Raw genomic sequence first — 11,261 nt, 5'->3', positions numbered from 1 at the left:
GGCTCCCGGGATCCAGTCGACGTCGTCCCAGAACCGCAGCTGCGCGAGTTTGGGCAGAGTCCCGACGCGGGCGGTCCCGGGGCCGCCGAGGATCAGGGCGCTGGGACGGTCCGGACGGAACTCCGGCCACGCGGGCGTATGGGCACTGGTGGGTGCCTCGCCCCGGGCGAAGGAGGCCACCAGGTCGACGAAGGCGTCCGACAGGCGTCGTTCCAGCGGGCCGTCGCCGAACTGGTCGACGAAGGAGGGGTGCGCGTGCGAGCCGAACAGGAACTTCGAGGTGGCGTCGTGCGGCGTCCCGAAGTGCGGCGAGCGCACGGGATGGGCGAATTCCATCACGTACTGGGGTGTCCGGCCGTGTGACGCGTGCCGCTCGGCGAGCCGCACGATCTGGTACCGGAAGACCGCGTCGCCCCAGATCTCGGTCCACAGCGAGAGCGGGTCTGCGGGCCGGCCCTCCTGCGCCGCGGCCGCGCGATAGACGGCGAGGCAGGCCGCGGGCAGGTCCTCGGCGACCCGCGGGGTGCACTTGAGCATGACCTCGCGGACGGCGGCACGCAGTTCCGCCTCGTTCGCGGGTGCGGGCGGGGCGGGCGGGAACGAGATGCTGTGCGGATCGGTGAAGAAGGATCCCTCGGTGTGATTGTGGACGGACAGCACCGGCACGGGCGGCACGACCGGTTCCGCCGCCACCCAGGTCGCCGGGTCGGCCACCGGTCCCCGGTACTCCCTGCCGCTGACCAGCCGACGGCGGGCGGGCGGTCCCTCGAAGAGCTTCGTCCACATGTCCTGCAGGTCGGGCGCCGGGACGTGCCGCAGGCCGCGCACCGTCGTGCCCAGCCCGGTGGCGATCCGCTCGTAGGCGCTCCTGGCGTCCTGCGGGGTCAGGGCGAAGGTCGGCGCCCAGGGCCGGCTGGCGCTGATGACGACGAGCCTGCGGGCGATGCCGCGGGTCGGCTCGGCACCGGTCAGCAGCCGGGCGGTGACCGCGCCCGCCGAGGTGCCGCACAGCGTGATGTTCCCGGGGTCGCCGCCGAAGGAGGCGACGTTGTCCCGCACCCACCGCAGCAGGGCGGCCTGGTCCTGCAGACCCCAGTTGGCGGCGAGACCGGTGTCCGGGTCGGTGAGGTCCTCGTGCAGGCCCCAGCCGAAGACGCCCAGCCGGTAGTTGAAGTTGACGACGACGAGGTTCCCGAGCGCCGCGGGCTTCGCCCCGTCGAAGGTGGGGACGCTCCCGGCGCCCACCTGCCAGCCTCCGCCGTGCACGTAGACCAGCACCGGCAGCCGTCCCGCCAGGTCGGGCGACCACACGTTGGCGTACAGGGCGTCCTCGCTGCTCGCGGGGTCGCCGGGCTGGAGGAAGGCCGGGGAGAAGGCGACGGCGTCACGGATGCCGGACCAGGGCCGTACGGGCCGCGGGGAGGTGAAGCGGAGGTCCCCGGCGCGGGATTCGGCGTAGGGGATGCCGCGGAAGACGTACAGCGGGCGCTGCCGGTACGCCTCCCCGGTCCCGCGCAGGCGGCCCGCGTCGATCCGTACGACCGGGCCGGGCCGGGCCGGGCGGCTGGCGCGCGGTGTGGCGCCGGAGAGTCGGGACGGCATGGGATCACTCCTGTGGGTGGGGCGCTGACGAGGGGGCACCGGCGGGGGCCGTCAGCCCTTCAGCAGCAGCGCACGTGTCTCGGCGAACAGCTCGTACTGCTGGAACGTGTCGTCGTCCAGGGGAACGAGCACCAGGTGGCCGGCGCCCGCCTCGACGTACTCCGACAGCCGCTCCGCCACCTGCCGGGGGCTGCCGCCGACGGTGACCGCGGCAGCCGCCTCCCGGTCCAGCCCGTACAGGGCGCTGAGCCGGTCGGCCGCCGCGGTCGAGGCACCGGCACCGGGACGTTCGGTCATCCGCACGAACACGTTGGTCCCGGCGTCCGGCACGGGCACCTGCCGTTCGGCCGCGAGGTCCGCCAGGCCGGCCGTGGCGCGGGCGAACTGCTCGGGCGTCTTCATGGTCGACAGCCAGCCCTTGCCGTGGACCACCGCACGGCGCAGGGCCGTGTCGGACGTGCCGCCGATCCACACCGCGGGCGCCGGTGCGGGCGGTCGCAGCGCGACGCGGGGCCGTCCCGGCATGTCGGTGAGTTCGGTGGGCTCGCCGGCGAGCAGTCCGGGCAGCAGGGTGAGCAGCCGGTCGGTGCGCTCGCCGCGCTGTCGCGGGGGCACTCCGGCCGCCGCCCACTCGGCCTCGTCCCCCGACCCCACGCCGACGCCCAGCAGCACCCGGCCGTGGGAGAGCCGCTGCAGAGTGCCGATCTGCCGGGCGGCCCAGGCCGCGGACCGCAGCGCGAGCAGCATGACTCCGTAGCCGAGGGCGATCCGCTCGGTGGCGGCGGCAGCCGTGGCCAGCACCAGTGAGGAGTCCAGGACGGGGAAGGGCGCGCTCAGCCGGTCGCCGGTCCACACCGAGTCCAGTCCCACCGCCTCGGCGTGCCGCGCCACCGCCGCCAGGTCGACGTCGCCGCCGTGACCGGGGATCGAGTTGACCGGCAGCTGGGCTCCGACGTGCAGGGTCATGACGTGCTCCGCGCACGGCGTACGAGGACCGTGTCGAGTTCCCGCTCCAGGCGGTTGAGGTCCTCCTCGTGGCCGTGGGCGGCGATGTGGCCGTCCGGCCGCAGCAGGTGGTAGCCGTGACGCCGGCATCCGGTGGCCGCGCCGATCGAGCGCCGGGGCACCGGCACGACGCGCAGCTGCGGCCACCGGGCGGCGATGTGACCGATCTCGGCACGCCACCGCTCCCCTGCGCGGGAGGTGTCCGTCACGGCGAGCGTCCAGGCCGTGGGGTCCACGCCGGGACCCGCCAGGCCGTGGGCGCGGGCCCGTTCGCGCGGGAAGAGGCCGCCCACGCCGATGCCCCCGGGAAGCCTGCCCGCCACCTGGCAGGGTGACCAGCGGGAGGGCGACTGGGTGGCCCGTACGGGGGTGTAGGTCTGGCGGCGCCCGGCGAGGACGGGAGCGTAGAACCGGGCGACCGCGCCGGTGCGGTCGGCGAGGCGGAAGCCGGCGTCGCGCGCCCACAGCTTCGCCTTCCCCTTCACCATCCAGGCCTTGGTGTGCGCGTCCGTGTCGCGGACGCTGCGCCTGGTGGCCTCCGTCCGCTCCGGGCCGTAGGTGGCCAGCAGGGACGTGGGCGAGTCGCCGCGGATGACGGAGGCCAGCTTCCAGCCGAGGTTGTTGGCGTCCTGAAGGCCGTTGTTCATGCCCTGGCCCCCGGCCGGGCTGTGCACGTGGGCGGCGTCGCCGATGAGGAAGACCCGGCCGAGCTGGAAGTCGGCGGCCAGCCGGGCGTGGACCCGGAAGACGGTGGTCCACACGGGTTCGGTGATGCGGACGCCGCGCGGGCCCCGCTCGTCCACGATCTCCTGCATCATGTCCACGCCCGCGGTACGGGAGCCGGGGGGCAGCACGGACAGGAAGCGGAAGACGCCGCCGGGCTGCGGCACGACGGCCAGGGTGCCGGTCGGATCCTGGAAGTAGAGGATCTCCTCCGGGTCCAGCGCGCCTTGCACCTTGGCGTCCACCAGGGCGAACTCCAGGCCGTACGTGGACCCTTGGAAGCCGATGCCCAGTTGCCCCCGCACCGCGCTGCTCGCTCCGTCGGCTCCCACCACGTACGGCACGGTGGCCCGCTCGACGGTGCCGTCGGCGCCTTCCAGGACAGCGGTGACATGGGGTGTGCCGTCGATGCGGCCGCTGTGGTCGACGTCCTCGATGCACAGGAGCCGCACTCCGCGCTCGACCTTGCCGCCCAGGCTCTCCAGCCGCTCGGTCAGGATGCGCTCGGTCTCGTACTGCGGCAGCACCCGCGCCGCGTGCTCCTCGGGGATGCGGAACGACGCGAGGTGGTTGCGGTCGGAGAAGTAGCTGAGGGTGCGGATGGCGCCCGACACGTCGAACACCGCGTCGCGCAGGCCCTGGTCCTCGAGGATGTCCAGGGCCCTGGGGTAGATGGACAGCGCCCTGGGCACGCGCATGGGCTCGGGGGCCCTGTCGACGATGCGGACGCGGACCTTCCTGCTGAGCAGTTCACAGGCGAGGAGCAGACCGGAGGGTCCGGCCCCGACCACGAGTACGTCGAAAACCGTATCGGAGGGTGTGCCGCTCTTCATTGCCTTCCACTTTCTTGGGTCGTTGGCACGGGACGTGGTGGCCGTCGCTCACGCGGGCTCGTCGGCCGGCCCGGGGGGCAGATGGGGCAGTCGGTCCAGCTCGATGCCGAACCAGCGCCGGCACGCGGCGGCGAAGGCCTCGTCGTCGAGCACCTCGCGGACCAACTGCCCGTTCTCCACCCGGGTGAGGGTGCGGTCCAGCAGGGAGACCCGGCCGTCGTCGGTCACCAGGGACGCCCAGACCGAGCCGGCGCTGACCGGGGAGTCCGGGGAGGTGCAGAACCACCAGAGGGTGGGGACGAAGTCCTCGATCTCCCGCTCCCTCGTCTCCAGCCGGATCCGGGGCACACCGTTGTGGACGATGACGACGTCGCCCTCGTCCCCGTCGGTGAGGAGGTACTCGCCGTTCTCGTCCTTCTGCCGCCGGCGGTCCGACAGCCGCAGGGGATGCCGGCTCGCCCACCTGAAGCCCACGTCGGTGAGCCACGACTCTCCGTCGGCCTCGACGCGCAGCATCATGTGCCCGCTGTGGGCACCGAGGACTTGCCGCTGACCGTTGTGCAGCGTGCGCCCGGGCAACAGGGCCACCGGGAAGCCGAGTTCCCGCAGCAGGACGGCGAAGGCGGTGTTCAGCTCGTAACAACCGCCGCCGCGACGCCGGTCCACTATCTTCTCCACGGCCTCCTCGCCCATCCCGATGGGCAGGCCGAGGTTGAAGTCGATCGTCTCGAACGGGACCGACTTCTGATGACGTTCCTGCAGGTGGGCGAGAGTCTGGAGATCCGCTCGCACGGGTCCCGCCACACCGATCCGCCGCAGGTACGCTGCCGCGTCGACCATGGTCATACCCCGATTCCTCGTGTCGCCCGCCGAATTCCCGGACTTCACCACTCCGCCAGCGCGTAACCGAAGGAGAAACCGCCCCCGAAAGCGGTGAGCAGCACCTTCTCGCCCGGCCGCAGACGCCCTGCCCGCGCGGCGGCGTTCAGGGTGACGGGAATGGAGGCCGATCCCGTGTTGCCGAATTCGCTCACCGTGGTGTGAAGCTGGGCGAGCGGGAAGTCCAGTTCCTTCTCCACTTCCTGGAGCATCACCGCGTTGCCCTGGTGCGGCACGATGTGCGCCACGTCCTCCTTCGACACCCCGCATTCGTCGAGGAAGGCGGCGACGGTACCGGGAAGGTTGGCCGAGACGATCTCCTTGACGCCTCGTCCGTTCATCGCGAAGTAGTGCAGTCCGTTCGCCACCGTCTCGGCGCTCCAGCCGAGACGGGTACCGCCCGCCGGCACCCGTACGAGGTCGCGGCCCTCGCTGTGGGTGAGCAGCCGGGTGGCGTGCAGCCGCCGTCCCGCCCGGGCCGGCCCGAGAACGACCGCCCCGGCGGCGTCGCCGAACAGGACACGCGTGCGCCGGTCGGCGGGATCGGTGACCCGGGTGTACAGGTCGGCGCCGATGACCAGGGCGTGACCGCCGTCGGCGGCGATCATCCGCTGGGCCGCGGCGAGCGCGTAGACGAAGCCGCTGCAGACCGCGTTGAGGTCGAAGGCCGCGGCGGTGGTGGGGGCCCGCAGCAAGTGGTGCACGAGCGCCGCCGTGGGGGGCTGGGGGGAATCGGGGGTCGAGGTCGCCACGATGATCAGGGACAGGTCCGAGGCGGGGATCCCCGCGTTCTCCAGGGCACTGCGGCCCGCGGCGGCGGCCAGGTCCGAGGTCGCCTCGTCGTCGGCGGCGTAGCGACGCCGGTGGATGCCGGTCTTCCGTACGATCCACTCGTCGTCCACACCCGCGGGTGCGCCCACGATCTCGTTGGTCACCACGCGGGACGGCAGGTAGGACCCCGTTCCCAGGATTCCCACCGGGGGTATGTGCGCGCGCTCTGCGTGTTCCGTCTTCATGTCCGGCTCCCTCGGCCTCGACGGCCTTTCGGCAGACGTGAGAAGTGCCTCCGCCGGTGTGCGGTATCGGCGCCGAAGACCTTCTTCTCCCTTGTTTCACCATCATGGGACGGCTTTTCGCGACCGGACAACGGGCGATCCGATAATCCGTCAGGTCTCGCACACCCGTGGTTCCGGCAAAAAAGACACCGCCCTTCGCATCGAAGGGCGGTGGAGGAAAAAGGGGGAATTCACTGTCGCAGGAAGAGAATTCCGGGACCGGCACGACGGGGGAGACGGAGCCGGTCCCGGAAGTGTCAGGAACGGGCGATCCGGGCGGACAGCGCGTCGACCAGCTCTCCGATCAGAGAGATCGCGAAGGTGTCCGTGAGGTTGCCCTCCGCGTCGAAGCGCTCGTGGCAGTGGAAGACGGACACGTCGGGCTTGGCAAGGACGTCCGCCCCGATGGAGGCCAGGATCTGCCGGAGCGCCAGCTGCGCCCGCGCCGACCCGAAGGCCCCCGGGGAGGCGCCGGCGACGGCGACGTGCTTGCCCACCAGAATGCCGCCGGCGGGCTCGGTACTGGCCCAGTCGAGGGCATTCTTCAGCGCGGCCGGAACGGAAGCGTTGTGCTCCGGGGTGACGATGAACAGCCCGTCCGCCGCCGCCACTCGGCTCCGCCACTCGACGACCTCTTGCGGCGGGGTCGCGTTGTCGTGGTCCTGGTTGTACATCGGCAGCAGCGCGAGGTCCTCGTAGACCTCGATGGCAGCGCCACCGGAATTGTGCTTGACCGCAGCCCGCACCAAACCCGTGTTGTACGACTGCGCCCTCAGACTTCCCGATAAGGCGAGGATGGTTGCCTGCTTGCTCTGGGCCATGGGGGAATCCCGTCCTTCAACATATGACGCATGGTTCGAGGGGGGCGGCCGTCCGCGGGTTGGCGGGGACCCGCCGCCCCCCTCTACGCTCCGTACCCCATAGCATCACCCTGGTATCTGACTGTCAAGTCTCTTACCATTCAGATAAATTTGAGGAGCCGACATGGCCGACGCAGTGGACATCATCAGAGAGCTGTGGCGCAGCGAGCGCCCGGACCTGGACACCTGGCCGGTGAGCATCGTGGGGCGGGTCCAGCGACTGAGCCGGATACTGGAACGGGAGTTGAAGGCGTTCGACAACCGACACGGCCTGGAGTCCGGCGAGTTCGACGTCCTCACCACGTTGCGCAGGTCCGGACCGCCCTACCGGATGACCGCCGGAGCCTTCCTGAAGGCGTCCATGGTCACCTCCGGAGCCATCACCAAGCGGATCGACCGCATGGAAGCCAGGGGGCTGGTCGAGCGCGTGCGCCTGCCCGCCGGCGACCGGCGCTCGGTGCAGATCAGACTCACCGAGAAGGGGATCCAGCTCATCGACGAGCTGTTCCCGCTGCATCTGGAGAACGAGATGAGGCTGCTGCAGGCCCTCAGCGCGGAGGAGGCCGAGCAACTCGCGGGCCTGCTGCGCCGCCTGCTGGAGTCGTTCGGGGACACCTCGCTCAACTGACGCGCCGTCCGGCGGGCCGGCCGTGGGCCCGCCGTCAGTCCTGGGCGCGGTAGAGGCGCAGGAAGGCGTCCACTCCGTCCACCACGATCTCCGCCGCTTCGGCCTCGGGCAGCGGCAGGGCCCCGTAGAAGGTCCGCTGGTTGACGTCGGTGATGGTCAGCAGGTTGAAGTGGTTGGCCGCGCGCTCGGCGTCGTCCAGCACGAGCAGGCCGCGATCGGCGATCTCCCGCAGGTACGGCGCCAGCTTCTTGTGGGAGGACAGCGGACCGACGTCCTTCCACACCTCCAGCACGATGGGCGGGATGCGCGTGACCTCGGCCTCGATCGTGCGCACCAGGGCGAAGTGGTCGGGGAACTCGGCGACCGCCGCGACCCGCTCGAGGCCGAAGGCGATCAGGTCCTCCCGCAGGTCGACGATCTTGCGGAGATGCCGTTCCAGCAACTCCCCCACCGCTTCGGTGACCTGCTCGGCCCCCTCCAGCGCGACCGTCTGGAAGAGCTGCTCCTTGTCGGCGAAGTGGTTGTAGATGGTCCGCTTGGACACCCCGGCCTCCAGGGCGATGGTGTCCACGCTGGCGCGGGCGTAGCCTTCACGGCCGAAGACGGCGCGCGCCGACCGCGTGATGGCGCGCCTCTTCTCCGGCATGCCGCGCCGCGAACTCACCGTCATCGCGCCCGTAGTCATGGCAGCCCTCCCGCCGCTCCGCTTCCCGGCAGCGTACTCCGCCGCCCGGCCCCGATCGGCCGGCCGCCGATCACACGGTCACCATATTGCACTGGTCGGTGTAATGATTACACTACACCGTGTAGGTCAATCTCTTGTTTCGGTCCCGCCCGCAAGGAGGCCGCCCCGTGGAACGCTCGCCAACCCCCGACCAGAAGCTCCGCGCCGACGCACCGGTGCCCGAGCCCGATCCCCCGGCCGCCCGGGGCGGCGACTCCGGCAGGCGAATATCCGCCGCCACCCTGGGACTGCTGGCCACCCCCACCGCCCTGAGCGCCAACGCCACCACGACGGCGCTGCCCGACATCGCCCGGGACGTCGGGGTCCCCGTGAGCACGGCGACGTGGATCGCCACCGTCTTCGGGCTCGCCGTGGCGGTGGGCACCCCGCTGGCCGCGGCGCTGCTGCGCCACCGCGGCGTGCGGGCGGCGGTCCTGGCGAGCACGGGGCTGATCGTCCTCGGCACCGTGGCGGTGGCGTTCTCGGAGACGATGCCCGGTCTGCTGGCCGGCCGCGCCGCCCAGGCACTCGGTGGCAGCGGTCTGGTCACCACCGCCATCAACCTGGCCGGCACCCCCCGCCGCATGGGCGTCATCACCGCGGGCAGCGGCATGTGCGGAGCGCTGGGACCGCTTGCGGGATCCCTGCTCAGCGAGCACGCCTCCTGGCACGTGGCTCTCTCCCTGTCGGCCCTCGCCCTCCTGGCCGTGCCCGCCACCCTGCGCCGCGCGCCCGCCCCCTCGCCGGCCCGCACCGCGTTCGACCCGGTGGGCGCCGCCCTGTCGGTCGCGCTGATCAGCGCGTTGGCGTTCCTGACCCGGTTCCCCGTGCCGGCGCTGGTGTGCGCGGCAGTGCTGTCCCTCGCCCTGACGGCCTGGATCCGGCACGAGCCGGACGGCTTCGTCCCCGCGGCGGTGCTGCGCTCCCCCGCCTTCGTCATGGCGAGCAGCGTGGTGTGCGCCCTGGCGACCACGTACTTCGCGCTGCTCTACACCGTGCCGCGCCTGCTGGAGGACGACGCGGGCTGGAACTCGTCCCAGATCGGGGCGGGCAGCCTGGTGGCACTCCTGATCGGCTCCGCGCTGTCCTGGGGCATGGCCGCCTACGCCCACCGCCTGAGCGTCTCCGCCGTGCTCACGGTGCTGCTCGTGCTGGGCGTGCTGGCGCCGGTCACGGCGGTCCTCCTCGCGACGCCCGCCGTGCTGCTCGCCGCGGCCGGGGTGGCCGTGTTCGTGGCGGCGTCCGGCCAGGCCACCCTGTCGGTGGTGGCCGGCAACGCCGTCGCCGAACGACAGCGCACCACGACCCTCGGCCTGTTCACCCTGTGCTACCAGCTGGGCGGCGCGTTCGGCCCGGCGATCGCCGCCTTGCTGCTCGCCTGACCCCGCGCGGCGGCAGCTGCCCACCCGCGTCGGCTGCCTCCCCCTTCACCCTCCGGCCCACCAGCGCCTCCCGGCCGGTGGTGGGCGCGCCACACCCTCCCCTGTGGCGCAGGTCGCACCCGGCCCGTGCCGCGTGCGACCTGCGCCACAAGGGGCCGCCGGGGTGTGGCACGGCCACCGCTCCCGGACGCCATCAGGTGGCCGGGGCCCCTCCTCGTACCTGCGCCACTCGGCGAAAGGTGGGCCGGGCGGCACGGCCCAGGCGCCCTGCACGCAGTGGCCGCGAACCGAGGGGATGAGACGGATGACCAGCACGTCGTTCACGCACACCACCGCGACCGGGTGCACGCACACCACCGCGACCGGGTGCCGGCGCGCGCACCCGTTCGGCCCGGCACAGGACGAGGTGTTGCGGGAACTGTGTGCCGCGGTGTTCGGCTCGCTGCCCCGCAGCGACCAGCGCCGCCGCGCCGAGGAGTACGTACGCGGCCTGCTGTGCACGCCGGGGCGCAAGTCGATCCGCAACATCGCCGCGCACATGGGCGGCGGGTCGGCGACCGAGCAGCGCCTGCAGCACTTCGTCACGAGTTCCACCTGGGACTGGCGCCCGGTACGCGCCGCGCTGATCGCCTGGCTGGAGGCGGCCCACCCGCTGTCCGCCTGGGTGGTGCAGCCCATGCCGATACCCAAGAGCGGGGAGCACTCGGTGGGGGTCGGTCGGCGCTTCGACCCCCACCTCGGGCAGGTGCTGCGGGGACAGCAGTCCTTCGGGGTCTGGTTCGTCGCACCGGGGACGGTCACTCCCGCCGGGTGGCGGCTGTTCCTCCCGGCTCAGTCGTCCGGCGCGGCTCCCGGCGCACCGGGAGGCGAGAGCTACGAGGAGAGCATCACGGCCGCGGTACGGGAGACGGTGGGAGCCGCGACCACGTCCCGGCGCCCCGTCGTCCTGGACGTCCGCGGCACGGACGCCCGTTCGGCCATGAGCCGGCTCCCGCTGGCGGGGCTTCCGGTGATCGCCCGGACGCGTGCCACCACCTCCCTGCGGGTGGCCGATCCGGCGATGCCCGGACACGGTGCCGGTCCCCGGTCGGCCCGGGACATCCTCACGTCGGTGACGGCCCTGCGCCGCCCCGTGGAGTGGCACGACGGCGCGACCGGCGGGGAAGCGCGGGTGTCGCTGGCCGCGGCCATGCCCGTGACGCCGTACGCCGCCGTCACCCGCAGGCCGCTGGTGCTGCTGGGCGAGTGGGCGGACCCCCGGCGCGCCCCCGCGCAGTTCTGGATCACCAACATGTGCCACCCCGCGCCCGCGCTGCTGCGGCTGGCCAAGCAGGGGGACCGGGTCGGGCGGGCCGCGGCGCAGTACGCGCGGCAGGCGGGTCTCCGGGACTTCGCCGGCCGGTCGCTGTCCGGTTGGCACCGTCATCTCACGCTGGCCTCGGTCGCGTGCGCGGTCGGCTCTCTGACCGGTACCGCCGACGAGCCCGTGCAGGCACCGGCCGCCGCACTCACCGGCTGAGCTGCGCTCGGCGGCCGCCCGGAGCGCCGGGCGGAGACCTGACGGACTGCC

General features: G+C 72.6%; 10 protein-coding genes. 3 read left to right on the top strand and 7 right to left on the bottom strand.

The genetic code is table 11. The features are described 5' to 3' along the window. The 6 genes from K7854_RS17235 to K7854_RS17210 all read right to left on the bottom strand — a co-directional run. Positions 1 to 1,602, bottom strand: a 1,602-nt coding sequence (locus K7854_RS17235) for a carboxylesterase family protein (protein WP_226027405.1), incomplete at its 3' end; no start/stop codon positions are given. A 51-nt stretch (positions 1,603 to 1,653) separates the two neighbouring features. Further along, entirely contained in the window at positions 1,654 to 2,568 is a 915-nt protein-coding gene (locus tag K7854_RS17230; RefSeq protein WP_226027404.1) for an LLM class flavin-dependent oxidoreductase, read from the bottom strand. Next, positions 2,565 to 4,163 (bottom strand): FAD-dependent monooxygenase, encoded by a 1,599-nt coding sequence (locus K7854_RS17225; RefSeq protein ID WP_226027403.1) that lies wholly within the window; start codon positions 4,161 to 4,163, stop codon positions 2,565 to 2,567. Before K7854_RS17225 ends, K7854_RS17230 begins: the two co-directional genes overlap by 4 nt. A gap of 48 nt (positions 4,164 to 4,211) precedes the next feature. Then, positions 4,212 to 5,009 carry an arylamine N-acetyltransferase family protein gene (locus K7854_RS17220; RefSeq protein WP_226027402.1) on the bottom strand — a complete coding sequence of 266 codons (798 nt, stop codon included), beginning with the start codon at positions 5,007 to 5,009 and terminating at the stop codon, positions 4,212 to 4,214. Positions 5,010 to 5,047: 38 nt separating this feature from the next. Continuing rightward, positions 5,048 to 6,058: a 3-oxoacyl-ACP synthase III family protein gene (locus K7854_RS17215; RefSeq protein WP_226027401.1), complete on the bottom strand. Its 1,011-nt coding sequence runs from the start codon at positions 6,056 to 6,058 to the stop codon at positions 5,048 to 5,050. A 296-nt stretch (positions 6,059 to 6,354) separates the two neighbouring features. Further along, positions 6,355 to 6,918, bottom strand: a complete 564-nt coding sequence (locus K7854_RS17210; protein ID WP_226027400.1) for an NADPH-dependent FMN reductase — start codon at positions 6,916 to 6,918, stop codon at positions 6,355 to 6,357. Positions 6,919 to 7,081: 163 nt separating this feature from the next. On the opposite strand from K7854_RS17210, the gene K7854_RS17205 reads away from it, so the two are divergent. After that, on the top strand, positions 7,082 to 7,585 hold the full coding sequence (locus K7854_RS17205; protein ID WP_226027399.1) for a MarR family winged helix-turn-helix transcriptional regulator: 504 nt from the start codon (positions 7,082 to 7,084) through the stop codon (positions 7,583 to 7,585). Positions 7,586 to 7,619: 34 nt separating this feature from the next. On the opposite strand, the gene K7854_RS17200 is transcribed toward K7854_RS17205, so the two are convergent. After that, on the bottom strand, positions 7,620 to 8,270 hold the full coding sequence (locus K7854_RS17200) for a TetR/AcrR family transcriptional regulator (protein WP_226027398.1): 651 nt from the start codon (positions 8,268 to 8,270) through the stop codon (positions 7,620 to 7,622). 167 nt (positions 8,271 to 8,437) lie between these two features. Here K7854_RS17200 and K7854_RS17195 point away from each other — a divergent pair, with 167 nt between their 5' ends. Both K7854_RS17195 and K7854_RS17190 read left to right on the top strand, forming a co-directional pair. Continuing rightward, the gene (locus tag K7854_RS17195; protein ID WP_226027397.1) at positions 8,438 to 9,691 is read left to right on the top strand and encodes an MFS transporter; all 1,254 of its coding nucleotides are present in this window, start codon (positions 8,438 to 8,440) and stop codon (positions 9,689 to 9,691) included. 304 nt (positions 9,692 to 9,995) lie between these two features. Beyond that, positions 9,996 to 11,210 (top strand): IS701 family transposase, encoded by a 1,215-nt coding sequence (locus K7854_RS17190; protein ID WP_226027396.1) that lies wholly within the window; start codon positions 9,996 to 9,998, stop codon positions 11,208 to 11,210. The last annotated feature ends 51 nt before the right edge of the window (positions 11,211 to 11,261 follow it).

Origin of the sequence: Streptomyces hyderabadensis (assembly GCF_020404845.1) — a bacterium.
GTDB classification, from domain to species: Bacteria; Actinomycetota; Actinomycetes; order Streptomycetales; family Streptomycetaceae; genus Streptomyces; species Streptomyces hyderabadensis.
This window is presented reverse-complemented; position numbering and strand designations above follow the sequence as displayed.

Bases quoted from the DNA above. Each gene is read 5' to 3' on its own strand.
- K7854_RS17230 (WP_226027404.1), bottom strand. From the start codon at position 2,568: ATGACCCTGCACGTCGGAGCCCAGCTGCCGGTCAACTCGATCCCCGGT.
- K7854_RS17225 (WP_226027403.1), bottom strand. From the start codon at position 4,163: ATGAAGAGCGGCACACCCTCCGATACGGTTTTCGACGTACTCGTGGTC.
- K7854_RS17220 (WP_226027402.1), bottom strand. From the start codon at position 5,009: ATGACCATGGTCGACGCGGCAGCGTACCTGCGGCGGATCGGTGTGGCG.
- K7854_RS17215 (WP_226027401.1), bottom strand. From the start codon at position 6,058: ATGAAGACGGAACACGCAGAGCGCGCGCACATACCCCCGGTGGGAATC.
- K7854_RS17210 (WP_226027400.1), bottom strand. From the start codon at position 6,918: ATGGCCCAGAGCAAGCAGGCAACCATCCTCGCCTTATCGGGAAGTCTG.
- K7854_RS17205 (WP_226027399.1), top strand. From the start codon at position 7,082: ATGGCCGACGCAGTGGACATCATCAGAGAGCTGTGGCGCAGCGAGCGC.
- K7854_RS17200 (WP_226027398.1), bottom strand. From the start codon at position 8,270: ATGACTACGGGCGCGATGACGGTGAGTTCGCGGCGCGGCATGCCGGAG.
- K7854_RS17190 (WP_226027396.1), top strand. From the start codon at position 9,996: ATGACCAGCACGTCGTTCACGCACACCACCGCGACCGGGTGCACGCAC.